This window comes from Catellatospora coxensis (genome assembly GCF_016862635.1).
Lineage (GTDB): Bacteria > Actinomycetota > Actinomycetes > Mycobacteriales > Micromonosporaceae > Catellatospora > Catellatospora coxensis.
This window is the reverse complement of the sequence record NZ_BONI01000005.1, coordinates 173,979-197,949: the sequence shown is the minus strand read 5'-3', so window position 1 is coordinate 197,949 and position 23,971 is coordinate 173,979. Positions and strand designations below refer to the sequence as shown.

General features: G+C 72.0%; 21 protein-coding genes. 14 read left to right on the top strand and 7 right to left on the bottom strand.

Features of this window, described 5'->3' with window-relative positions; all coding sequences use genetic code 11:
- Nucleotides 1-31 precede the first annotated feature (31 nt).
- A complete protein-coding gene (locus Cco03nite_RS04580; RefSeq protein WP_203688780.1) occupies nt 32-1,228 on the bottom strand; it encodes an epoxide hydrolase family protein in 1,197 nt (398 codons plus the stop codon).
- Nucleotides 1,229-1,485: 257 nt separating this feature from the next.
- On the opposite strand from Cco03nite_RS04580, the gene asnB reads away from it, so the two are divergent.
- Entirely contained in the window at nt 1,486-3,474 is a 1,989-nt protein-coding gene (gene asnB, locus Cco03nite_RS04575; RefSeq protein WP_203688779.1) for an asparagine synthase (glutamine-hydrolyzing), read from the top strand.
- On the opposite strand, the gene Cco03nite_RS04570 is transcribed toward asnB, so the two are convergent.
- Nucleotides 3,390-4,391, bottom strand: coding sequence for a LacI family DNA-binding transcriptional regulator (locus Cco03nite_RS04570; RefSeq protein WP_239167107.1), 1,002 nt, complete (start codon nt 4,389-4,391; stop codon nt 3,390-3,392). The genes asnB and Cco03nite_RS04570 overlap by 85 nt on opposite strands.
- Before the next feature lie 251 nt (nt 4,392-4,642).
- Between Cco03nite_RS04570 and Cco03nite_RS04565 the strand changes: the two genes are divergently transcribed.
- The 3 genes from Cco03nite_RS04565 (at nt 4,643) to Cco03nite_RS04555 (ending at nt 9,422) form a co-directional block, all read left to right on the top strand.
- Nucleotides 4,643-6,568, top strand: a complete 1,926-nt coding sequence (locus Cco03nite_RS04565) for a discoidin domain-containing protein (protein WP_239167106.1) — start codon at nt 4,643-4,645, stop codon at nt 6,566-6,568.
- Between the two features lie 133 nt (nt 6,569-6,701).
- Entirely contained in the window at nt 6,702-8,756 is a 2,055-nt protein-coding gene (locus Cco03nite_RS04560; RefSeq protein WP_239167105.1) for an RICIN domain-containing protein, read from the top strand.
- Between the two features lie 237 nt (nt 8,757-8,993).
- A complete protein-coding gene (locus Cco03nite_RS04555; protein ID WP_239167104.1) occupies nt 8,994-9,422 on the top strand; it encodes an SRPBCC family protein in 429 nt (142 codons plus the stop codon).
- Between the two features lie 4 nt (nt 9,423-9,426).
- Here Cco03nite_RS04555 and Cco03nite_RS04550 read toward each other — a convergent pair whose 3' ends face one another.
- Both Cco03nite_RS04550 and Cco03nite_RS04545 read right to left on the bottom strand, forming a co-directional pair.
- Nucleotides 9,427-9,996, bottom strand: coding sequence for a mycothiol transferase (locus tag Cco03nite_RS04550; RefSeq protein WP_203688776.1), 570 nt, complete (start codon nt 9,994-9,996; stop codon nt 9,427-9,429).
- A 32-nt stretch (nt 9,997-10,028) separates the two neighbouring features.
- Complete coding sequence (locus Cco03nite_RS04545; RefSeq protein ID WP_239167103.1) at nt 10,029-10,517, bottom strand: MarR family winged helix-turn-helix transcriptional regulator; 489 nt, start codon at nt 10,515-10,517, stop codon at nt 10,029-10,031.
- 77 nt (nt 10,518-10,594) lie between these two features.
- Between Cco03nite_RS04545 and Cco03nite_RS04540 the strand changes: the two genes are divergently transcribed.
- The 4 genes from Cco03nite_RS04540 to Cco03nite_RS04525 all read left to right on the top strand — a co-directional run bounded on the left by Cco03nite_RS04540 (nt 10,595) and on the right by Cco03nite_RS04525 (nt 13,322).
- Nucleotides 10,595-11,233, top strand: a complete 639-nt coding sequence (locus Cco03nite_RS04540; protein ID WP_203688775.1) for an NAD(P)-dependent oxidoreductase — start codon at nt 10,595-10,597, stop codon at nt 11,231-11,233.
- Between the two features lie 67 nt (nt 11,234-11,300).
- On the top strand, nt 11,301-11,561 hold the full coding sequence (locus Cco03nite_RS04535) for a hypothetical protein (RefSeq protein WP_203688774.1): 261 nt from the start codon (nt 11,301-11,303) through the stop codon (nt 11,559-11,561).
- A gap of 154 nt (nt 11,562-11,715) precedes the next feature.
- Nucleotides 11,716-12,069, top strand: a complete 354-nt coding sequence (locus Cco03nite_RS04530) for a YciI family protein (RefSeq protein WP_203688773.1) — start codon at nt 11,716-11,718, stop codon at nt 12,067-12,069.
- A gap of 62 nt (nt 12,070-12,131) precedes the next feature.
- Nucleotides 12,132-13,322, top strand: a complete 1,191-nt coding sequence (locus tag Cco03nite_RS04525) for an RNA polymerase sigma factor (protein ID WP_239167115.1) — start codon at nt 12,132-12,134, stop codon at nt 13,320-13,322.
- 47 nt (nt 13,323-13,369) lie between these two features.
- Here the strand turns inward: Cco03nite_RS04525 and Cco03nite_RS04520 are convergent, their stop codons facing one another.
- Nucleotides 13,370-14,548, bottom strand: coding sequence for a serine hydrolase domain-containing protein (locus Cco03nite_RS04520; RefSeq protein WP_203688771.1), 1,179 nt, complete (start codon nt 14,546-14,548; stop codon nt 13,370-13,372).
- 189 nt (nt 14,549-14,737) lie between these two features.
- On the opposite strand from Cco03nite_RS04520, the gene Cco03nite_RS04515 reads away from it, so the two are divergent.
- Complete coding sequence (locus Cco03nite_RS04515) at nt 14,738-15,655, top strand: ABC transporter ATP-binding protein (RefSeq protein WP_203688770.1); 918 nt, start codon at nt 14,738-14,740, stop codon at nt 15,653-15,655.
- Nucleotides 15,652-16,488 carry an ABC transporter permease gene (locus Cco03nite_RS04510; protein ID WP_203688769.1) on the top strand — a complete coding sequence of 279 codons (837 nt, stop codon included), beginning with the start codon at nt 15,652-15,654 and terminating at the stop codon, nt 16,486-16,488. Before Cco03nite_RS04515 ends, Cco03nite_RS04510 begins: the two co-directional genes overlap by 4 nt.
- Before the next feature lie 66 nt (nt 16,489-16,554).
- Here the strand turns inward: Cco03nite_RS04510 and Cco03nite_RS04505 are convergent, their stop codons facing one another.
- Nucleotides 16,555-19,893 carry a hypothetical protein gene (locus Cco03nite_RS04505; RefSeq protein ID WP_203688768.1) on the bottom strand — a complete coding sequence of 1,113 codons (3,339 nt, stop codon included), beginning with the start codon at nt 19,891-19,893 and terminating at the stop codon, nt 16,555-16,557.
- A gap of 105 nt (nt 19,894-19,998) precedes the next feature.
- On the opposite strand from Cco03nite_RS04505, the gene Cco03nite_RS04500 reads away from it, so the two are divergent.
- The 3 genes from Cco03nite_RS04500 (at nt 19,999) to Cco03nite_RS04490 (ending at nt 23,118) form a co-directional block, all read left to right on the top strand.
- Nucleotides 19,999-20,553: a PadR family transcriptional regulator gene (locus tag Cco03nite_RS04500; RefSeq protein ID WP_239167102.1), complete on the top strand. Its 555-nt coding sequence runs from the start codon at nt 19,999-20,001 to the stop codon at nt 20,551-20,553.
- 20 nt (nt 20,554-20,573) lie between these two features.
- Nucleotides 20,574-22,289, top strand: a complete 1,716-nt coding sequence (locus Cco03nite_RS04495; RefSeq protein ID WP_203688767.1) for an acyl-CoA dehydrogenase family protein — start codon at nt 20,574-20,576, stop codon at nt 22,287-22,289.
- Nucleotides 22,290-22,518: 229 nt separating this feature from the next.
- Nucleotides 22,519-23,118 carry a hypothetical protein gene (locus Cco03nite_RS04490; protein ID WP_203688766.1) on the top strand — a complete coding sequence of 200 codons (600 nt, stop codon included), beginning with the start codon at nt 22,519-22,521 and terminating at the stop codon, nt 23,116-23,118.
- Here the strand turns inward: Cco03nite_RS04490 and Cco03nite_RS04485 are convergent.
- The gene (locus Cco03nite_RS04485) at nt 23,105-23,503 is read right to left on the bottom strand and encodes a hypothetical protein (protein ID WP_203688765.1); all 399 of its coding nucleotides are present in this window, start codon (nt 23,501-23,503) and stop codon (nt 23,105-23,107) included. The genes Cco03nite_RS04490 and Cco03nite_RS04485 overlap by 14 nt on opposite strands.
- A 102-nt stretch (nt 23,504-23,605) precedes the next feature.
- On the opposite strand from Cco03nite_RS04485, the gene Cco03nite_RS04480 reads away from it, so the two are divergent.
- Nucleotides 23,606-23,935 (top strand): PadR family transcriptional regulator, encoded by a 330-nt coding sequence (locus Cco03nite_RS04480; RefSeq protein WP_203688764.1) that lies wholly within the window; start codon nt 23,606-23,608, stop codon nt 23,933-23,935.
- The last annotated feature ends 36 nt before the right edge of the window (nt 23,936-23,971 follow it).

The window sequence follows — 23,971 nt, the reverse complement described above, 5'->3', positions numbered from 1 at the left end:
ACCGGTTGCCCTGTGCAGGCAGGGCGCGGACTCAGTGGCGCAGCGGGCGCAGGCCGACGCGCAGCTCCTCGGTGAACGACTTCGGCTGCTCCCAGGCGGCGAAGTGGCCGCCCTTGTCGAGCTTGTTGTAGTGGAGCAGCTGGGGATAGGCCCGCTCGACCCAGCTGCGCGGCGCCGAGTAGATCTCGTCCGGGTAGGCGCTCACCGCCACGGGCACGCTCACCCCCTTCGGGGCGAAGAACGCCAGCTTGTTCTCCCAGTACAGGCGGGAGGCGGAGATCGCCGTGTTGGTCAGCCAGTAGAGCGTGATGTTGTCCAGCACGTCGTCGCGGGTCAGGCCCTCCTTCTTGCCCTGGAAGACACGCGCGATCAGCTCGGTGCTGCGGGCGTCGTGGTCGAGGATCCAGGCGGCCAGGCCGATCGGCGAGTCCGCGATGCCGTACAGCGTCTGCGGCCGGTTGCCCATCTCCTGGGCGTACGCCAGGCCCTTCGCGTAGAAGAAGCTGAGCTGGTCGAAGGCGTGGCGTTCGTCGTCCGACAGGCCGGACGGCGCTTCGGCCCCCGCCAGCGCCGCCTTGTCGATCTCGGGCGGCACCGCGCCGGCCATGTTGGTGTGGATGCCGAGCAGCTCCGGTGCCGCCTGCACGCCCATCATGTCGACGATGAGCGCGCCCCAGTCGCCGCCCTGCGCCGCGAACTCGTGGTACCCGAGCCGTTTCATCAGCTCCACCCAGGCGCGTCCGATGTGGTCGGGGCCCCAGCCGGTGGTCTTCGGCGTGCCCGAGAAACCGTAGCCGGGCATCGACGGGATGACGAGGTGGAAGGCGTCCTCGGCCTTGCCGCCGTGCGCGGTGGGGTCGGTCAGCGGCTCGATGATCTTCAGCTGCTCGACGATCGACCCCGGCCACCCGTGCGTGATGATGAGCGGCAGCGCGTTCTCGTGCTGGGAGCGGACGTGGATGAAGTGGATGTCCAGCCCGTCGATCTCGGTGATGAAGTTCGGGTACGAGTTCAGGCGTGCCTCGCACCTGCGCCAGTCGTAGTCGGCCGCCCAGTACCGTGCGAGCGACTGCATCGTCGCGAGCTGCACGCCCTGCGTCAGGTCGGCGACGGTCTCCTTCTCGGGCCATCGCATGGCTTCGATGCGCGTACGCAGGTCGTCGAGCTGCGACTGCGGCACCTCGACGGTGAACGGCCGGATCGCTGTCTTCTTGCTCTTGGCAGGCACGAGTGTCCCCTTTGCCGTGGCGGATTCTGTGCGCGAATGAAATCAGCTGGTCGAGTTCATCCGTTTTAAGGGCTTTCTCCGCTTAACTGCCTTATGGTATTACGGTTCGCCGGGCCGCAACGGCACTACCGCACGTCCAGCCGAATCCCAGGCGGCCTGCAACCTTCGCTCAGCAAGCCTCCGTTAAGCCATGTGACGCCGAGCGCTGATCGAGGAGCGGCTTCCAGCAGGGCGACGGATGGACGGGAGCGGCAGGAATGTGCGGAATCTTGGCTTACTTCAGCTCGGACGGGTGCGCGGGCGCGCGGGTCGACCCGATCGCGGAATCGCTGCAGCGACTGCACCACCGGGGCCCGGACGACACCGGGGTGGTGCTCATCGACGGCGATGCGGTGTTCGGCCACAAACGACTGGCCGTCATCGACCCGGCCGGGTCGCAGGAACCGCTGTACTACCGCGACGACCGTTACGTGCTCACCTTCAACGGCGAGATCTACAACTACCTGGAGCTGCGCGAGGAGCTGCGGCGCGACTGCGGGGCCGAGTTCCGCACCGACGGTGACGCCGAGGTCATCGTGGCCGGCTACCACTACTGGGGCGAGACGGTGCTGGACCGGCTGCGCGGCATGTTCGCTTTCGTGATCTGGGACCGGCAGGCCAGGCAGGCATTCGGCGCCCGGGACCAGTTCGGCATCAAACCGATGTACCTTCTGGAGGACCGCGACGGGCTCTACCTGGCCAGCGAGAAGAAGGCACTGCTGCCGTTCCTGGCCGGCACGCTCGCCGGACCGCAGGGCATCGACCCGGCCAGCCTCAAGTACTTCATGACCTACCAGTACGTGCCGGAGCCGCGCACCCTCGACGTCGGCGTCGAACGGCTGGCCGCGGCGGAGTGCTTCACCTGGACCCCGGCCCAGGGCATGCGGCGACGCCGGTACCTGCGGACGCGGTTCGCCCCGATGGCCGAACCCGCTCCGCAGCGGCTCTACGAGCAGATCGCCGAGACGCTGCGCGACAGTGTCCGGATGCACCTGCGCTCGGACGTCCCGGTCGGCGCGTTCCTGTCCAGCGGCATCGACTCCACCGCGATCGTGGCGCTGGCCCGCGAGGTCCACCCCGACCTGAAGACCTTCACCGTCGGCTTCGACATCGCCGGGTACTCCGAGACCGAGGTCGCCCGCGAGTCCGCCGAGCTCCTCGGGGTGCGCAGCACGGCGACCACCGTCACCGCCGAGGAGGTGATGGCGGCCCTGCCGCGGATCGTGTGGCACCTGGACGATCCCGTGGCCGATCCGTCCCTGGTGCCGCTGTACTTCCTCGCCCGGACCGCGGCCCGCGACGTCACCGTGGTGCTGTCGGGGGAGGGCGCGGACGAGCTGTTCGGCGGCTACACCATCTACCGCGAGCCGCTGTCGCTGCGACCGCTGACCAGCCTGCCCGATCCGGTGCAGCGCGGACTGCGGGCGGTCTCCCGGGCCATTCCCGAAGGGGTCAAGGGCCGCGGCTTTCTGGAGCGGGGCACGAAACCGCTGCGCGAGCGGTTCAACGGCAACGCCCGCATCTTCACCGACGGCGGGGAGCTGGCGCGCCTGCTGCCCGGTGACGACGGTGCGGCCAGGTTCACCGACGTCACCGCGCCGCTGTACGAGCAGGCGGCCGCGGCCGGGCTGGACGACTCGACGGCGATGCAGTTCGTCGACCTGCACACCTGGCTGCCCGGCGACATCCTGACCAAGGCCGACCGCATGTCCATGGCCCACTCGCTGGAGCTGCGGGTGCCGTTCCTGGACCGGGAGGTGTTCGAGGTGGCCCGCCGCATCCCGCTGGAGCTCAAGCTGCCCCGGCACAGCCCGGGCGTCACCAAGCACGCGCTGCGGCAGGCGCTGCGCCGGATCGTGCCGCCGACCATCGTCGACCGGCCGAAGATGGGCTTCCCCACGCCGACCCGCGTCTGGCTGGCCGGCCCGATGTACCACTGGGCCCGCCACGTCCTGCACACCTCCGGCGCCGGGGCCCTGATCGACCTGTCCTACGTGGACGGGCTGCTGCAGGCGCACCGGGCCGGCGAGGCCGACCACTCGCGCAAGGTCTGGACCGTGCTGACGTTCTGCCTCTGGCACGCCGTGTTCGTCACCGGCACCCTCGATCCCGGCGTCGGGGGTCAGCTCGCACCCGCCGGCACCGGTCCGGTGGAGTCGCGGATGACGAGTTCGGGGGTCAGCTCGACGTGGAGCGCTTCGAGCTGATGGCGTTCCAGCAGGCGGGCCAGCAGGCTTACCGCCATCCGGCCCATCTCCTCCAGCGGCTGGCGGACCGTCGTCAGCCGCGGCGTGGTCGCCTGGGCCAGGTCGATGTCGTCGAAGCCGGTGACCGACAGGTCACCGGGCACGCGTAGGCCGCGCTCGGCGGCCGCGGCGAGCGCGCCCACGGCCGCCTTGTCGTTGAACCCGGCCAGGGCCGTGGGCCGCCGCGGCAGGTCGAGCAGCTCGCCCGCGGCGCGGTAGCCGAACTCGGTGGTGGGTTCGGCCGAGCGCACCAGGGCCGGGTCGGCCAGCACGCCGACGTCGGCGAGCGCGGAGGCGTGCCCGGCCAGCCGGGCGCTGCCGGCGACCCAGTTGTGCGGCCCGGCCAGCACGCCGATGTGGCGGTGGCCGAGTTCGGCGAGGTGCGCGGTCAGGGCGCGGGCACCGGCGAAGTGCGCCGCGGACACGGCGGGGATGTCGCGCGGGGTCGGGGTGCGCGGGTCGGCGACCACGAACGGGAAGCCGCGGTCGCGCAGGGCTTCGAGCTGCGTGCTGGGCTCGGGCGGCAGGATGAGGATGGCTCCGCCGATGCCGGGCTGGTCGGGCAGCGTCGGCAGCACGTCCTCGTCCTGGGCGAGCTGCCCGGCGTCGAGGATGAGGTGCCGCCCGTGCACCAGCAGCGTCTCGGCGATGGAGGAGACGATCAGGCCGAAGTAGTCGGTGAGCTGGTAGGGGCAGCGGACGTAGACGGCGCCGCGGTGGCGGGCGGGTGGTGTGCGCGCGGCGGGCGCCTGGGTGCCGAGCCGGTCGACGGCCTGCTGCACGAGGTCGCGGGTGCGCGGTGCGACGTGCGGGTATCCGTTGAGGACCCGCGAGACGGTGGCGATGGACAGGCCGGTCTCGGCGGCGATGTCACGCACCGTCGCCCGTGGCCGCGCGCGGCTAGTCATGTGTTTCAACGGCCTGTTTCATGTGAGCAGCATAGGGCACCGCGCTGACGTGTTGTTGTTTCAGTTCTTGTTACAAGGCCATTTTTAGGAAAATGCCTGGTGAACAGGGACGTCCTAAATGGTCATGGCAGCACATATTGACAGCCTTGAGGTGCTGGTGATTGTCTGCCGAGCATGGATGTTTCAGTTGTGTTTCATTTGTTTCAAGGCGGGGTCGCGTGATGAGCAGACCCCTGATCGGCATGACGGCCGTGGCCTTGACGGTCGCGTTGACCGCGGGCGGCGCGGCGACGGCCGCACCGGCCGGCAACCACGCATCCGTGTCCGCGCGGGTCTTCGTGACCACCGTGGACCGCGCCGAGCTGCTGCGGGAACGTGATGCGGTGCGGTTCGCGCCGGGCCGCTCGGCGTTTCCGACGATCGTGGTGGACCCGCGGCAGACGTACCAGAGCATGGACGGCTTCGGCGCGTCGCTCACCGACTCCTCGGCGAGCCTGCTGCACGGCCTCGACCCGGCCGTACGCGCGCGGGTCATGCGGGAGCTGTTCGACCCCGCCACCGGGATCGGCGTGAGCTTCCTGCGCCAGCCGATCGGCTCCTCCGACTTCACCGCCGCCCCGGCCCACTACACCTATGACGACATGCCCGCCGGCCGCACCGACTTCGCGCTGCGCCACTTCAGCGTCGCGCGCGACGAGGCCGCCGTGCTGCCGCTGCTGCGCCAGGCGCGCCGGCTCAACCCGCAACTGAAGATCATGGCGACGCCGTGGAGCCCGCCCGCGTGGATGAAGACCACCGACTCGCTGGTCGGCGGCAGGCTCAAGGACGACCCCGCGGTGTACGACGCGTACGCCCGCTACCTGGTGAAGTTCGTGCGCGCCTATGCCGCCGCCGGGGTGCCGGTGGACTACCTGTCGGTGCAGAACGAGCCGCAGAACCGGACCCCGTCCGGCTACCCGGGCATGGACCTGCCGGTACGCCAGCAGCTCAAAGTGATCGCCGCGCTCGGCCCGCTGCTGCGCGCCGCCAGCCCGCGCACGAAGATCCTCGCCTTCGACCACAACTGGGCCACCCACCCCAACGACGTCGCGAACACCCCGCCAGGCGAGGACCCGGAGACCGACTACCCGTACGACGTGCTCGCCGACCCGGCCGCCAGGTGGGTCGCCGGGACCGCGTACCACTGCTACTACGGCGAACCGGCCGCGCAGTCCGCACTGCACGACGCCCACCCCGACAAGGGCATCTGGCTCACCGAATGCTCCGGCTCGCACGGCCCGGACGACCCGCCCGCGAAGTTCTTCCGCGACACCCTGGTCTGGCACGCCCGCACCCTGACCGTCGGCGCGACCCGCAACCACGCCAAGTCCGTCGTCAACTGGAACCTCGCCCTCGACGCCGCCGGCGGCCCGCACCTCGGCGGCTGCGACACCTGCACCGGGCTGGTCACCGTGCAGCCCGACGGCGCCGTCACCACCGACGCCGAGTACTACACGATCGGCCACCTGTCGAAGTTCGTCCGGCCCGGCGCGGTGCGCATCGCCAGCACCTCGTTCGGCACCACCGGCTGGAACGGGCAGATCACCGACGTCGCGTTCCGCAACCCGGACGGCTCGACCGCGCTGGTCGTGCACAACGAGAACGACGACCCGCGCACCTTCGCCGTCGCCGTCGGCACGCAGCAGTTCGAGTACACCCTGCCCGGCGGCGCGCTCGCCACCTTCACCTGGCCGCCGTCACCGGCGCTGCGCGACCCGCTGCGCCAGGTGCCGCTGACCGGCGCGACCGCGACCGCCGAACCGGCCGGCGAGAACCCGGCCGCCGCCGTCGACGGCGACGCGTCGACCCGCTGGAGCAGCGGGGCCGCCCAGGCTCCCGGCCAGCACCTGCGGATCGACCTCGGCGCGCCGGCCGTGTTCCGGCGGGTGGCGATCGACAGCGGCGGCAACCTCGGCGACTACGCCCGCGGCTGGCGGCTGTCGGTCAGCGACGACGGCCTCGCGTGGCGGGAGATCGCCGCGGGCGCGGGCACCGGCCAGCTGACCCTGGTCGATCTGCCGCCGACCCGGGCACGGCAACTGCGGATCGAGGCCACCGCCGACGCCGGCAACTGGTGGAGCGTCGCCGACGTGCGCCTCTACCGCTGACCCTGCCCGCACCAGTGGTGGGGCGGCAGGGGCGCCGCCCCACCACCACCCGAGAACGTCGGCCCCGCGGCGAACTCCCCTCGCCGCGGAGCCGCGAGCACCACGTCCTTCCGTCCCGACACCAGGAGGAACCGTGCACCTCAGAACCAGACTGCTGGCCGCCGCGGCGGCCACCGCGACCCTCACCGCCGTCGCGGCCGTGGTCACCGCAGGGGCCGCGCAAGCGGTCGCCGGACCCACCGTCTCGTCATGGATCACCACCCCCGACCGGTCGCAACTGCTCGCCACCGGCCCGAGCCTGACGTTCAACACCGACGGCACCCGGCCCGGCACCATGATCGACGTCAATGGGACACAGACGTTCCAGACCATCGACGGGTTCGGCGCGTCCATCACCGACTCGTCGGCGGCGCTGCTGTACGGCCTGCCCGCCGCGCAGCGCGACCAGGTCATGCGCTCGCTGTTCAGCCCCGCCGACGGCATCGGCATGAGCTTCCTGCGCCAGCCCATCGGCGCGTCGGACTTCGTGTCCGGGCCGCACTACACGTACAACGACCTGCCCTCGGGCCAGACCGACCTGAACCAGACCCGGTTCTCCGTCGCCCATGACGAGGCCCGCATCCTGCCGCTGCTGCGCCAGGCCCGGCAGCTCAACCCCGGCCTGAAGATCATGGCGAGCCCGTGGAGCCAGCCGGCCTGGATGAAGACCGACAACAGCCTCGCGGGCGGCCGGATCAAGGACGACCCGGCGTACTTCCGCTCCTGGGCGCTGTACCTGGTCAAGTTCGTGCAGGCGTACCAGGCCGCCGGGGTGCCGATCTACGCGCTGACGGTGCAGAACGAGCCGCAGAACCGCACCCCCGACAACTACCCGGGCACCGACATGCCGGTCGCGCACCAGGACCGGGTCATCGGCGAGCTGGGCCCGATGCTGCAGGCCGCGGGCCTCGGCCACGTGAAGATCATCTCGTACGACCACAACTGGTCCCTGCACCCCGACGACGCCGCCGACGCCCAGCGCCTCGGCTACGACCCCGAGCCGAACTACCCCTACGACGCGCTGCGCGGCCCCGCCGCCCAGTGGATCGCGGGGACCGGCTACCACCACTACGCCGGGAACGCCGACGCGCAGACCAACCTGCACAACGCGTTCCCGAACAAGGACATCTGGTTCACCGAGGGCTCCGGCTGGCGGGGTGCCAACGACCCGTTCACCCAGTATTTCGCCGACACCCTCAAGTGGCACGCCCGCAACATCCACATCGCGGCGGTCCGCAACTGGGCCCGGGGCGTGCTCAACTGGAACCTCGCCCTCAACTCCCAGGGCGGCCCGGTCAACGGCGGCTGCGGCAGCAACCCCGACGGCATGTGCACCGGCGTAGTCACCATCGACGGCACCACCGTCACCCGCAACGCCGAGTACTACACCATCGGGCACATGAGCCGCTCCGTCCGCCCCGGCGCGGTGCGCATCGGCTCCAACAACGCCGGTGACCTGCACAACGTCGCCATGCGCAACACCGACGGCTCGATCAGCCTGGTGGTGACGAACATCAGCGGCGACACCCGCCAGTTCGGCATCGCGCACAACGGCATGTTCGTCGCGACCAGCCTGCCCGGCGGGGCCGTGGCCACCTACACCTGGAACGGCTCCGCGCCGCCCTCGCCCAGCGCGTCACCGAGCGCGTCGCCGTCGGCCCGGCCCAGCGCCTCGCCCTCGGCGAGCCCGAGTCAGCCGTCCAGCCCCTGCCCGGTGTCAGAGACGGCGTACTACCGGATCACGTCCGCGCACAGCGCCAAGGCCCTGGACGTACGCGACGCCTCGACCGGCAACGGCGCCGGCATCCAGCAGTGGGACTACTTCGGCAACCTCAACCAGCAGTGGCGCTTCACCGCCACCGGCGGCGGCTACTACCGCATCACGGCCCGGCACAGCGGCAAGGTCCTGGACGTGCAGAACGTGTCCACGGCCGACGGCGCGGGCATCCAGCAGTGGGATTTCGCGGGCGGCGCGAACCAGCAGTGGCAGCTGCTCGCCGCCGGCGGCGGCACCTGCCGCATCATCGCCCGGCACAGCGGCAAGGCCCTGGACGTCAAGGACGTGTCCACGGCCAACGGCGCGAGCATCCAGCAGTGGGCCTACACCGGCGCGGCCAACCAGCGCTGGACGCTGACGGCGGTGGGCTGACCGGCGGCCGGGCGCGGCCGCGGAACTCCGCGACCGCGCCCGGCGTCGCCCAGGCCGGGTGCACGGGGCTCGTGCCGGGACGTATCCTCTCCTTGAGCGTTCGCTCAAAACGGGAGGCGGGTAGTGATGATCGCTGTTAAGCGCGCAGGTCAGGGGCCAGTCCAGCTGGTCGTCACGACAGGGGTCACCCTCGGTGCGGCACCGGGCGCGGTATGGCCTCTGCTGACCGACTCGCGGATGGACCGCGCACCGCGCTGCCCGGTGTTCGCCGTCGGCACGCCCCGCCCCGTGGCCTGTGCGCTGCCCGACGGCGAGGGTGGCGTCGGCGCGCAGCGCGAGTGCCGTGCGGTTGAGGGAGTCGTCCACCAGCGCATCACGCGCTGGGAGCCGGCCGAGGTCCTGGAGTTCCGGATGGAGGAGACCGATCTGGCCTTCGCCGGTCGGGTGGCCGGGATCGACGAGCGGTTCCAGCTGGCCTGCCCGGCGGACGGCCGGACCAGGCTCACCCGGACCACGACCGTCGCGGTGCACGGCGCTTTCCCGACCCTCACCGCCCTGGCGATGTCCGTCGGGCTCAAAGCGGTGCACCGCTACGTCTTCGCATCGTGGCGGAGGCAGTGCCGGAACATGACGGGCCGGCCCGGGCCGCGCGTCCAGGCCGCCTGACGGCTCAAGCGAACTCGAACGGGTACGCCGGCCCCGGCGGGTCCTCGCCCACCAGGCCGTCGACGGCCTCCCGGATGAGGTCGGCGTGGCCGTTGTGCCGGGCGTACTCCTCGATCATGTCGACCAGCAGCCGGCGCAACGTGAGCACGCTCCCGTCGGGCGCCGTGTACACGGTGTCCACGCCGGTGGTCAGCAGCACCTCCGTCACCGCCCGGCGGGACCGGCCGACGGCCTGCTCCCACAGCTCGCGCAGGTGCTTGGCGTCGTCGTCGGCGGCGGACCACCACTCCCAGCCGGGCTCGGCGTCACGTTCCAGGTCGCGCCACGGCGCGGGCAGGTCGGCGCCGGTCAGGTCGCCAGTGAAGTTGACGTCCTCGATGTAGGCGAGGTGCTTGAGCAGCCCGCCCAGCGTCATCGCCGAGACGCCCGCACGCATCCGCAGGCCCGCGTCGTCCAGCCCGGAGCACTTCCAGGCGAACGTGGCGCGCTGCCGTTCCAGGGAGCCCAGCAGCGTCTCCGCCTCGCCGCCGATGGCCGGCGGCTCCGGGTAGCCGGGCGCTTCGACATACGTCATGGCCGACCTCTACCCAGCGGCGCGGCCGCCAATCACGCGGGCAATCCCGGGCTGCGGCGCAGTCCGGGGTGGACGCCGCGCGGGTTGCCGGAGTGTTCGGCCAGGCGCTGCAGCAGGGCGAGCAGTTGCCGCCGCTCGCCGGCGTCGAGGCCGGTCAGCAGCTCTTCCTCCTCGGCGTCGGCGATGGCGCGGGCCTGTGGCAGCAGGGCGCGGGCGGCGTCGGTCAGGTGGATCGCGTGGGCCCGCCGGTCCGCCGGATGCCGCCTGCGTTCGGCCAGCCCGCGCTGCTCCAGGTCGTCGAGCAGCCCGACCATCACCTTGCGGTGGATGCCGAGCGCCTCGGCGAGCTGCTGCTGAGTCCGGCCCTCGCCCTGGGACAGGTGCACGAGCAGGCCGAAATGGTTGGGCTGGATGCCCAGCTCGGTCAGGCGCTCGGTGAACCGCGCCGCGGTGTGGAAGCCGAGCTGCGACAGCAGGAAGTTGGTCCGCTCGTTGAGCGGTCGGTTCGAAGGCGCAGGCACGGCAGTATTGTACGGCCGGGATATTGTCGTCTAGGGTAACAATTACTGAGACTCCCTATTTCAGGAAGGGGCATCCGATGAAACTGACGGTCCTCGGGGCCACCGGCGGTATCGGCGGGCACATCGTGCGCCAGGCGCTGGACGCCGGACACGCGGTGACAGCCGTGGTCCGCGGCTCGGCGCATTTCGACCTGCGGCACCCGGCGCTGGAGGTGGCGACCGTTCCCGGCCTGACCGACCCGGACCCGCTGCTGCCCGCGGTGAAAGGCAGCGACGCGGTCCTGTCGGGCGTCGGCTCCCGTGGCCGCAAGGCCGGCACCATCGCGTCCGATGCGACGCGCGGGATCCTCGGCGCAATGGCGGCGACCGGCGTGCGCCGCTTCGTGGCGGTGAGTGCCGCCCCGGTCGGACCGCCCGCCGAGGGGGAGGGGTTCTTCGGCCGGCGCATCCTGCTGCCGGTGGTCAGCGCGGCTTTCAAGGAGGTGTACCAGGACCTGACGGTGATGGAGCAGTTGATCCGGGACAGCCACGCCGAGTGGACGGTGTTCTGGCCGCCCAAGCTGGTCGACAAGCCGCTGACCGGCCGCTACCGCACGGTCGTCGGGGGCAACGTCGCCAGGGGCCACACTATCGGCCGCGCCGACGTGGCACACGCGATGCTGGCCGCGCTGGCCGACCCGGCGACGACCGGCCGGCCCGTCGGCGTCGCCTACTGAACCCGCAGACGACCGGCGCTGCGCTCGCAGGGGCACCGCGGATCGGGCGAACGTGGCACCATGCGGCATGGCCGACATGAACCTGCGAAAGATCGCCGGGCTCGTGCTCACCCCCGTGGTGTGCGTGGCACTGCTGCTACTCGGGGTGATCGTCCTCGTGCTCGGCTGGGGCCTGACCACCAACCGGACGATGGACCACGCGAACGTGGACTTCGTCTTCCTGCTCGGCACGGTCGCCATCTCCGGGACTTCGGCCTCGACCCGATGTCGTGGCACATCGGCGACGCCCTCGACCTGCGTGAAGTCTGCTACCCGATGTACGCCATGATCGCACTGGGCTCCGTCGTCGGAGCGATGCGCCGCGAGCCGGCGCCCGAGGCGGAAGGAGTCTCCTGAGAAATCTCCGCACGGGCTGTCGATTCCGCGCGCGGGCGTTCGACGTACCGGCGTACCGACCGAACACCGCAGGAAGGCAGCCCATCATGGCCCAGTACGCAGTTCTGATCTACGCCAACGACTCCGCCCACCGCGCGCACGCCACCCGCGAGGAGACCGCCCCGCACGACCGGCACGCCGAGGAGCTCGAGCGCTCCGGGGCGATGGTGGCCGCGTACGCCCTGACGACCAGGGACCTGGCGACCTCCGTGCGCGGCGACGTCGTGACCGACGGCCCGTTCGTGGACGCCAAGGAGATCGTCGCCGGCTTCTACATCCTCGAAGCGCCCGACCTCGACGCGGCGCTCGCGATCGCCATGCTCAACCCGGCCTGCCACTCCGGCGGCGGGGTCGAGATCCGGCCGATCGCCGGCGGCGGCGTCGTGGAGCGCCCGGCCTGATGAGCGAGCCGGCGGCCGTCGCGGCGGCCATCGCCGACGCGCACCGCCGCGAGTGGGCCCTCGTGCTCGCCGCGACGGTGCGCGTGGCCGGTGACCTGGACCTGGCCGAGGAGTGCGTCCAGGAGGCGTACGCCGCGGCCCTGCACAGCTGGACCCGCGACGGCGTCCCGAACAACCCGGCGGCGTGGCTGACCACGGCGGCCAGGCGGCGCGCGGTCGACGCGATCCGGCGCGAGCAGACGTTCCGGTCGAAGCTGCCGCTGCTGGCCGAACCCGAGGAGAGCACCGTGGACCGACTGCTCGACGCGGACCCCGACGGCGGCGTGCCCGACGACCGGCTGCGGCTCATCTTCACCTGCTGCCATCCCGCCCTGTCGCAGGAGGCCCAGGTGGCGCTGACCCTGCGACTGGTGTGCGGCGTGCCGACCCCGGACGTGGCCAGGGCGTTCCTGGTCTCCGAACCGACCATGGCGGCCCGCCTCACCCGGGCGAAGAAGAAGATCTCCGGCGCCCGCATCCCCTACCGGGTGCCGCGCGCGGCGGAGCTGCCCGACCGCCTGCGACCGGTCCTCGGCGTGATCCATCTGCTGTTCACCATGGGACACACCGCGCCGTCGGGCGCGGACCTGGTGAACGCCGACCTCGTGGAACGTGCCCTGCACCTGGCCCGGATGCTGCGCGAGCTGATGCCCGACGAGCCGGAGGTCCGCGGCCTGCTCGCCCTGCTGCTGGTCACCGACGCGCGCCGGGCCACCCGGGTGGACGCCGCCGGCCGCTTGCTGCGCCTGCAGGATCAGGACCGCAGCCGCTGGGACAGGGCGGCGATGGCGCAGGCACACGACCTCATCGTGGCCGGGCTGCGCGGCGGCCGGCCCGGACGGTACGTGCTGCAGGCGGCGATCGCGTCGCTGTACGCCGAGGCGCCCTCGTACGAGCAGACCGACTGGCCGCAGATCGTCGAGCTGTACGACAGGCTGCTGGAGGTGTGGCCCTCACCCGTGGTGGCGCTGAACCGGACCGTGCCGCTCGCGATGGTCGCCGGGCCGCAGGCGGCACTCGCCGAGGTCGAACGGCTGGAACAGGAGGGCGGCCTCGCAGGCTACCAGTACCTGCCCGCGGTCAAGGCCGACCTGCTCACGCGGTCCGGGCGCGAGGCCGAAGCCCGCGTGGCGTATGCCGAGGCACTCGCCGTCGCGGCGAACGAGACCGAGCGGGCGTTCCTGTCGGAGCGGCTTGCGAGTCTGGACAGGTGAACGCAGCGGCTTCCGGGCGGTCGTGGTGCCGCCCGGAAGCCGGGGGCTCAGCGGCGGAACGCCTGCTCGGCCAGGTGCGGGCGGACAGCGGTGCGGGCGGTGGCCGGCTGCTCGCCGCACAGCTGCGTGACCAGCATGGTGATGGTCGCGTCGGAGATCGGGTCGGGCTGACCCGGCGCGACGTAGTGGGTCATGTTCTGCGCGACGGTGACCTGGCGGCGGCCGTCGGCGCTGTGCCAGGAGATGGCGGAGTGGCCGAGCACGAGCCCGTCATGGCCCCAGGCCAGCCCGCACGGCAGCAGATTGGAGTACAGGCCGAGGCCGTAGCCGCCGTACTCCGGCGCGCCGGGCACCCACGGCACGGTGGTCTGCATCTCGGCGAGCTGCGCGGGCCGCAGCAGCCTGCCGGTCAGCAGCGCCCGGTAGAACGTGTTGAGGTCGTCGGTGGTGGAGACCAGGTCGCCGGCGGCGAAGCCCCAGGACATGTTGTAGTCGGCGAAGTCGACGAGCACGCCCTCGTACCAGGGGATGTAGGCGGCGGCGTGCGGGCCGTGGATGCGGGTGCCGGTGCCGGGCAGGTAGGTGTGGCGCAGGCCGAGCGGCCGGATGATCCGCTTGGTGGTCTCGTACGCCACCGACCGGCCGGTGATCTTCTCCAGGATCATCCCGGCGAGCACGTAGTTGGTGTTGGAGTAGGCCCAGGCCGCGCCCGGCGGGTTCGTGGGGGGCTGGTCCAGCCCGAACGCGGCCAGCTCGGCGGGGGTGAAGGTGCGGTGGCGGTTCTCCTCCAGCGAGGTGTCGGTGGCGAAGATGACGTGGTCGTAGTCGGCGATGCCGCTGGTGTGGTTGAGCAGCATCCGGACGGTGACCCCGTCGACGGCGTACGCCGGTAGGTAGTGGCCGAGCGGCGCGTCGAGCCGCAACCGCCCCTCGCCGACGAGCTGGAGCAGCACCGTTGCGGTGAAGGTCTTGGTGATGCTGCCGACCCGGTGGCGCATGCCGGGCTTGGTCGGCGCGCCGGTGGTGACGTCGGCGACCCCGGCGGCCGCGGACTGCCGGTGGCGGCCGTCGACGGCCTGCGCGAACACGCCGGGCATGCCGGCGGCGGTGATCGCCTCCAGCTGCGGGCGCAGCGTCCCCGTGGTCGCGGCGGCGGGCGCGGCACCCGCCAGCAGGACCAATGCGACGGAAGCGCTGATAGCGGTACGGATGGGTGTTCTGGACATGATCCCTCCCCTTTGGACAAACCTCATGCTGCCCGATCGGCGCACCGGTGCCGTCAATCCGGCGAAGGACGCCGCCGTCGGTCTCGCGGAGGATGCCGCGGTCGTCCTGGCGGCGGATATCCATGTCATGTAGGTATTCGTGACGGGATCGCTCTGGCCGGGCTTGCCATGACCGAGCACACTGTCCGGATGGGCAATGTGATCACCGATGGTGAGATCGTCGTGTCCGGCCTGGCCAAGCACTACAAGCAGGTCAAGGCCGTGGACGGGCTGTCGTTCACCATCAAGCCGGGACGGGTGACCGGCTTCCTCGGGCCTAACGGCGCAGGCAAGACCACTACGTTACGAATGATCCTGAATCTGGTGTCGCCGACGGCGGGCACGGCGACGATCGGCGGCGTGCGTTACGCCGACCTCGCCGAGCCGCTGCAGGCGGTCGGCGCGGTGCTGGAGGCGTCGAGCGCGCACAAGGGCCGCACCGGGCGCAACCACCTGCGGGTCATCGCCGCCGCGGCCGGGCTGCCGGCCTCCCGCGCGGACGAGGCGCTGGAGCTGGTCGGGCTGACCCCGGCGGCCAAGCGCAAGTTCAAGGGCTACTCGCTGGGTATGAAGCAGCGCCTCGGCATCGCCGCGGCCATGCTCGGCGACCCGCGCGTGCTGATCCTCGACGAGCCCGCCAACGGCCTCGACCCCGAGGGCATCCGCTGGATGCGCGACCTGCTGCAGAAGCTCGCCGGGGAAGGCCGCACGATCCTGGTCTCCAGCCACCTGCTCTCGGAGATGGAGCTGCTCGCCGACGACGTCGTCATCATCGCCGCGGGCCGGCTGGTGGCGCAGGGTCCGGTCGCCGACGTGATCGGCGGGGCGGGCAACGCGGGCTCGGTGCGCGTACGCACCCCGCACCCGGACACGCTGCTCGCGGCGCTGGACGGCGTGGGCAGCAGCAACAGTGAGGACGGGGCGCTGGTGCTGACCGGTGTCACCGCCGAGCAGGTCGGCGACGCCGCGCTGCGCGCCGGTGTCGCCGTGCACGAGCTGGTCACCGAGCGCCCCGACCTGGAGCGTGTGTTCCTCGACCTGACCGCGGGCAAGGAGGCGATCCGGTGAGGCTCATCCGCAGCGAGTTCCTGAAGATCCGTACGACCAACGTGTGGTGGCTGTTCGCGCTCGGCGCGTTCGGCCTGCTCCTGCTGGCGTTCGCGATCAACGCGCTGAACATGCACTTCGTGCTGGACCAGCCGGCCGAGATGGCCGAGGGCATGGACCCCGAGGGCGCGGCGGCGATGTCGGCGCTGGCCGAACCGGTCGCGCTGACCTCGTACATGGTCACCTCGGGGCAGTACTTCGGCCTGATGTTCGTGATGCTGCTGGGCATCATCACGGTCACCAACGAGTACCACCACCAGACCGCGACCACGACGTTCCTGGCCACGCCGCAGCGCACCTCGGTGATCCTGGCCAAGGCGGCGGTCGGCGGCGTGTTCGGCGTCGTGCTGTGGCTGGTCACCACGGCGGTCACCGTGCCGGCCACCGCGATCTTCCTGAACTCGGAGAACATCACCCCCGCCCTGGGCGACTGGGAGGTGATCCGGGCGATCCTGCTCAACGGCCTGGCGTACGCGCTGTGGGCGCTGATCGGCATCGGCATCGGCGTGCTCATCCGCAGCCAGATCGGCGCGACCATCACCGCGATGGTCATGTACACGGTGGGCACGATCGCCGTGTCGATCATCGTGAACGTGCTGACGAACCTGCTCGAATGGGACTGGCTCGCCAACGTCCAGTGGGCCATGCCCTCGCTGGCGTCGAACCTGATGACCAGCGGCGCTGACCTGCCCGGCCAGCCGAGCTACTGGGTCGGCGCGGTGGTCCTGATCGCGTGGGCGCTGGTCACCGGCCTGATCGGCACCCTGCTCACCCGCACCCGCGACGTGTCCTGACCGGACGAACCCCGGGGCCTGCTTCCGTCACGGAAGCAGGCCCTTCTCGTGGGTGGCGGCCGCGGGTCAGGCCGTCAGGTCGACGCCGAACGCGGCCGCGCGCACGTCGGCCAGCTCGTGCCGGCGCAGCCGCAGCACCAGCGAGCGCCACGGCGCGGGCCAGCCGTCGCGGGCCCCGCCGACCGCCAGCGCGACCGCGAACCGCCCCGAGGCGAAGTTCGCCCGCCCCGCCAGTTCCCGGCCCACGGCCAGCACCGTGCCGGCATCCCAGCCCTGTTCTAGGCTGACCGACGCCTGGAGCCGCCCGCCGATCCCCACCACCGCGGCAGGCCGGTCGCGCAGCCGTGCCGCGAGGTCGTCCAGCACCGGCAGCAGCAGGTCCGGCGTGCGCAGCGCCGGGTGCAGCATCAGCCGGGCGCCGCTGTCGACGTGGTCCTCGTGGCGCATCAGCTCGCCGCCGAGCTCGACCAGCAACGCGGACGTCGCCTCCGTCACCGGCCAGCGGCGGCCCGTGGTGAGCACGTGGACCAGGTGCTCGATGCGGCGGCGCGCGGCGCGGTCGTGTTCCGGGTCGCCGTCGTCGTCGGCGCGGTCGAGTTCGACCAGCCGGGGCAGCAGCCGCCGCAGCACCGGCGCGCCGCGGCCGAGTTCGGTCAGCGTCACCAGCGCGGCGGCGACGACCTGCCAGGTGTCCCGGTCGGCCAGGTCGGTGAGCCGGGTCAGGGCCGCCTCGTCGGCTTCCGGCGTCCACCGGCCCCAGCGGAGCAGCGCCGCCCAGGCCGCGCGGGCGACCACCGCGTCGGGGCTCAGGCAGCAGGCGGTGACGAGCGCGCCGTAGCGGAGCCGGTGCTCCTCGGCGACGGCGTACGGGTCGGCGGCGAGCACCGCCAGCGCGTCCTCCCGCCCACCGGCCACGGCCTCGGTGAGGATCTGCCACGACTGTGCCGAGGCCAGGTGCTGCCGCGCCGACGACACGATCGCGGCGCGCACGTCGCGGTGCTGACCCGGCCGGTGCCAGTGCGCCAGCAGCAGGTCATCGGCCCCGGGCACGGCGAACCGGGCGGCCAGGCGCAGGATCTCCTTGCGGCTGGTCACCTTCGCGCCGTCGAGCGCCGCCGCCAGCAACGGTCCCAGCTCGCTGGGTGCCAGCATCGCCGCCGCGCTGCCCACCGAGTAGATCGCCACGCGCGCCTTGTCGTCGTCGGCGTACGACAGCAGGAACGGCAGCGCTTCGGCCGGACGGCCGGCCCACACCAGGGCGTGCAGCGCCGCCTCGGCCAGCACGGTGTTCGGCGAGCCGAGGTAGCGGTCCACGATCGGCCGGCCCGCGTCCGGGAGGTGGGCGGCCTGGCGGATCGCGCCGGCGCGGGTGTGCTCGGCCGCACCGGCGTCGTTCGCGATCCGCTTGAGCAGCTCGGCGTAGCGGCGAAGGTGCCGGGGCAGCCAACGCTGCAGCCCGTACGCGTGTCCGGGCACCCAGCGCGGCCCGGCCGCCAGGAACCTGCCCGCGGGCGGCTCGTCGCCGATGACCAGGTCGAGCAGGTCGGTACGGCTGACGCACAGGGTGTCCCAGACCCGGGGGATCGTCACGGTCGAGGTGTCCCAGCGCAGCACCTGCTCGACGCGGGCCGGCCGGGTCTTCGGGTCGTCCAACCACAGCGTCACCGCGCGGCTGAGCACGCCGCTGACGTTGCCCGCGTTGATCGAGTTCTCCAGCATCTCCTGGAGTTCGGGCAGCCGCCAGGCGCGCGGGCCGAGACCCTCCGCGACGGCGAACAGCGGGCCGTGGCCGCCGCGCGCGACGGCCGCGACGACCCAGTCCCGGACCGCGGCGAAGAACTGCTCCTCCTGGCCGCGCCGCAGCTGCCGGTGCAGGCCGTACAGGCTCGGCAGGCGGTCGTCGCCGAACAGCCGGCCGAGCGTGCGCTGCGCCCACCGGCTCAGCTCGGGGGTGTCGGTGTGGCACTGGAGTACGTTCACGGCGAGCCGCTTGAGCGCGTCCCGGGTTGGCCCGGAGCCGTCGCGGGCCTGCGTCGCGTCCGTGACGATCTGGTCCAGCGCCTCGACGGCCGCCGCGTCGACCAGCAGCGGGTTGACCCGGGCCAGCGCGTCGAGCGCCTGGCGGCGTACCGGATCCTGCTCGTTGCGCAGGCGGCGCAGGAACTCGACGGACCCGGTGACGGCGGCTGCGTCACGGCTCCGGGGCGCACAACCGACCAGCAGGCGGTACGCGTACGCCCGGTCGTCGGCTTCGGCGGCGCGGGTGCCGGCGGCCAGCGCCGGTTGCGCCTGCTCCCACGGCAGGAACGCGGTCAGCCGCAGCGTGACCCGCTCGTCGGCGCGCGCCTCGGCCAGCCCGAGCATGCGCTGCGCCTCGACGACGCGCCGCCGGTGCGGGAGCACGTCCAGGACTTGGTCGGACAGCATCCCCAGGCTCTGCTCGGCGCCCTCGTACGCGGCGTCGTACAACCGCTCGCGGTGGCGGGGCGCGACCGCGTTGAGCAGCACCGGCAGGGCGGTGCCGGCTCTGTCCACCCGCAGCCGGCGGGCGAGTTCGGCCAGGTCGTCCACGTCGAGCAGCGCGAACCGCCGCAGCAGGGCGCGCGGCAGCCGACCGCGGCTGGTCCAGTCCGCCCGGTCCGGGGCGGTCAGCAGCGCGAGCACGCGGTGCGGGTCGACGTCGGCCAGCACACCGTATGAGGTGAGGTCGCCCGGCAGGTGGGTGCCGGGCGCGTGCGCCTCCAGCAGGTCGAGCACCTTCTCCGGCAGGCGCCGGGCGGCCGCCCAGATGCCTGGCCCGTATCGCCACCAGCAGCGCTCGCCGTCCGGGCCGGCCTCCCGCAGCTGATCGTCCACCCACGACAGCACCGGGTCCGGGTGCCACCGGCCCAGCGCCGCCCAGTTGCCGACGGCGTGCCCCAGCACCGGCAACTGCCGCCGTACTGTCTCGCCGCCGCAGGTGGGCAGCAGGCTCGCCGCCTCCACGTCGCCGTAGCGCGCCCGCACCCGGTCGATCACGCCGTCGGCGAGGGTGCTCAGCCGATCGGCGCGCAGCACGCGAAACGCCTTGCGGCGCAGGTTCGCGGGCGCGTCGGCCAGCCATTCCCACAGCTCGTCGGCGGTCCTGGCGTCGTCGCGCAGCCAGGCCGTGACCGCCGCGGAGCGCAGCGACTGATCCGGGTCGGTCAGTGCCGCCTCGATGACCGGGCGGTGGCCGGCGACCGTCGCCATGAACAGCGCCATCTCACGCTGGACCCGGTTGCCCGCGCTCAGCTCCGCCAGCAGCTCCGCGAACTCGGCGGTGCCCGCGAGGTCGCGGGCGTGCCGCGACAGCAGGCGCACCCGGTCGCGGTAGAAGGGCAGCAGGTCGAAGTCGGCGAGCAACGCGGCGATCAGGTCGGACACGGGCCACATTCTGCCCCGAGCCTGGCGGCGGCCGCAGTGGCATTTCGTCCGGGCGGACTTCGCGACAGCATGAGCCGGTTGATATGCAACGAGTTTCATAGCATGATGGCCGACGTGGCCCTGGAACACGCGATCCTCGTCTCGCTGCTGGAGCAGCCCGGGTCCGGCTACGAGCTGGCCAGGCGGTTCGACCGCTCGATCGGCCGGTTCTGGACCGCGACCCACCAGCAGATCTACAAGGTGCTGCGGCGGATGGAGGCCGACGGCTGGGTCACCGCCGAGGAGATCGGCCAGGACGGCCGCCCCGACAAGCGGTGCTACACGGTGGCCGAGCCGGGCCGGGATGCGCTGACGGGCTGGCTGCGCGAACCGGTCCAGCCGGAGACCGTCCGCCACGAGCTGGCCGTCAAGATCCGCGGCGCGGCGTTCGATGACGCCGCCGGCCGGGCGGCCCTGATCACCGAGGTCGAGCGGTACCGCGCCGACCACGAGACCACCCTGCGCCGCTACCTGACCGGCGAGCAGCGCGACTTCCCCGACCCCGCCGACCTCGACGCGGGGCAGCGGCTGCAGCACGTCGTGCTGCGCGGCGGCATCGAGTACGAGCGCATGGTCCTGGCCTGGCTCGACGACGTCCTGCACACCCTCCACGACCTCTGACCGGACAAGGAAGAACCGCCATGACGCACCCGTTGCTGCTGAACCCGCGCACCTACGACCCCGCGCACCTCGACGACGAGTCCCGCCGGCTGCTGCGTGCCACCGTCGACTTCTTCGAGAACCGCGGCAAGAAGACGCTGGTCGACAGCTACAACGACCGCACCTGGTACGCCGACTTCCTGGACTTCGTCGCCAAGGAGGGCCTGTTCGCCACGTTCCTGACCCCGGCCGCGGACGGCGACGGCGGCACCCGCTGGGACACCGCGCGCAACGCCGCGCTCAGCGAGATCCTCGCCTTCTACGGCCTCGGCTACTGGTACACCTGGCAGGTCACCGTCCTCGGCCTCGGCCCGGTCTGGCAGAGCGACAATCCCGCCGCTCGCGCTCGCGCCGCGCAGCTGCTCGCCGACGGGCACGTCATGGCGTTCGGCCTGTCCGAGCGCACCCACGGCGCGGACATCTACTCCACCGACATGATCCTGACCCCGGACGGCGCGGGCGGCTTCCGGGCCACCGGCGGCAAGTACTACATCGGCAACGGCAACGTCGCCGGCCTGGTGTCCGTCTTCGGCCGCCGCGCCGACGTGGAGGGCCCCGACGGCTACGTCTTCTTCGCCGCCGACAGCCGCCACCCCGCGTACCACCTGGTCAAGAACGTGGTGAACGGGCAGATGTACGTCAGCGAGTTCCGGCTCGAGGACTACCCGGTGCGTGCCGAGGACGTGCTGCACACGGGCAAGGCCGCGTTCGACGCCGCGCTCAACACGGTCAACGTCGGCAAGTTCAACCTGTGCACCGCCTCGATCGGCATCTGCGAGCACGCGATGTACGAAGCGGTCACCCACGCGCACCGGCGCGTCCTGTACGGCCGGAAGGTCACCGACTTCCCGCACGTGCGCCGCGAGCTGGCCGACGCGTACGCCCGGCTGGTCGCGATGAAGCTGTTCAGCGACCGGGCCGTCGACTACTTCCGGTCCGCGGGCCCGGACGACCGGCGGTATCTGCTGTTCAACCCGATGACGAAGATGAAGGTCACCACCGAGGGCGAGCGGGTCATCGACCTGCTGTGGGACGTGATCGCCGCGAAGGGCTTCGAGGCCGACACCTACTTCGACAAGGCCGCCAAGGACATCCGCGGCCTGCCGAAGCTCGAGGGCACCGTGCACGTCAACCTGGCCCTGATCCTGAAGTTCATGCCGAACTACCTGTTCCGGCCCGCCGACTTCGCGCCCGTGCCGACCCGGCACGACGCCGCCGACGACGAGTTCCTGTTCCGGCAGGGCCCGGCCCGCGGCCTGGGGGAGATCCGGTTCCAGGACTGGCGCGGCCCGTACGACAGGCACGCCGGCCTCGCCAACGTCGCGGTGTTCCGGGAGCAGGCCGACGGGCTGTGCGCGCTGCTGCAGGCGCACGCCCCGGACGCCGACCAGCAGCGGGACCTGGACTTCCTGCTCACCATCGGGCAGCTGTTCGCGCTGGTCGTCTACGGCCAGCTGATCCTGGAGCAGGCGGAGGCGACCGGCCTGGACCGCGACCTGCTCGACGAGATCTTCGCGGTGCTCGTCGGCGACTTCTCCGCGTACGCGACCGAGCTGCACGGCAAGGCGGCCACCACCGACGCCCAGGCCGCCTGGGCACTCGCCCACCTGCGCCGCCCGGCCCGGGACTCCTCCCGCACGGCCGCCGTGTGGTCCCAGGTCGAGTCCCTCTGCGGCGCGTACGAGATGCAGCCGTAGGACGGCCGGGGGTCGGTGATCGTTCGACTTGCCAGGCACACGGGCGTATGCGCGGTCAAGATACGCACAGGCGCCCGGCAAGTCGAACGATCATGAGGAGGGCGGCCCTGCTCGGCATCCGGTGCGCACCAGCATGGCCGAATCGGCGAGATTGGACCGATTCGCGGGATATATTGCGGCTGCGGGCAGATCGCTGTCCGGAAGCGGGTTTCCGTGAGCGGGGGCGGGCGTGAACGCACGGGTCAAGAAGTCGGGCTGGGGCAGGGCGGCAGTGCTGTGGGCTGCCGCGTTCGGGATTCTCGCGCTGTCGGCCTGCGCGACGCCCGTCACGTCCGCGACCGCGCCACGGGTCGCCACACCGTCGGCCACCGGCGCCCTGCTCCCGCGCAACACCGTCATCCCGCTGAGCGAGGTGCAGGGGTTCTTCCCGGAGATCAGCCAGGAACTGGCCACCGGCTGGAACTCCACCGCCTCCGGCAGCCCGACGGCCACCAGGAGCGTGGCGTACACGAACGGCGACGGCTCGAAGAAGGTGACGATCTCCGCCGACGAGTACGCGACCGCGGCCGACGCCTCCGCCGGATATCAGAAGGCCGTCGAGCTGAGCCGCGCCGTTCCCGATGTCAAGGCCGTGCCGGTGCCGAGCCTGGGGGAGCAGGCTTTCGCCGGAAGCGTGACCAAGGACGGCCAGACCCACGTGGGCGTCGGCGTGCTCGACGGCACCATGGTGATCGGCGCGACGACCGCCGGCTGGGACGCCACCCCGGAGAACATCGCCAAGCTCATGTCCCTGGTGGCAGCCGAGGTCGCCGCCGTCAAGAACCGCTGACCCGAGGCGGCGGTCCGGCCTTGGCCTCGGTGCTGTGCGGGTCGTTCGCGGCGCGGTGTGCGGCCTCTTCCGCGGCGCGTGCCTGGTAGGACGCGTGGACCGCCGCCGCGTAGGCCGCCTGCTGCTCCGCGCGGTCCCGGACCCGGGCTGCCAGCTGCTCCGGACCGCCGAGCACCTGCCACACCTCGTGCTCCCGCCAGAACCAGCCGAGAGCGGCGACCCCGCAGAGCACGACGAACAGCGCGAAGGAGACCGCGGCCAGCCAGGTCGAGACCGTCGGCGAGATCCGGTTGTCCAGCAGGACCAGGCCGAGCACGCCGCCGCAGAGCGCGGTCAGGACCAGCAGGACGAACCCGGCGGAGCGGGTGGGATGGCGGGGTGTCACGAACAGGAGATCCTGCCACGCGAGCGCCGCGTTCGCAGACCCCCGGCGACCGGCACGCGGAAGGGCTTGCGCGTTAACTCTACCTAGGTAGATATTAGCGGCATGGCACGCGTACGACATCCCTCCCCGCAGACCGCGGCAGTGCTCGTCGCCCTCGCCGAAACCGGCGCGGACTGGAGCCACGGCTACGACCTGTGCCGCACCCTCGGCCTGAAGGCGGGCACGGTCTACCCGATCCTCATCCGCCTCGCCGAACGCGGACACGTGGAGACCTCCTGGGAGACCGACCCGCCACGCGGCCGGCCGGCCCGTCACCTGTACCGGCTCAGCACCGCGGGCGCCGAACTCGCCCGCACCGTCACCGCGTCGGCCCGCGCCGCCGACACCGCACCCGCCCCGGGCCCGGCCCCGCTCGCGCCCAGGACCGCCTGACCCTCGACCGCTCGATCCCCGACCCGCCCCTGCCGT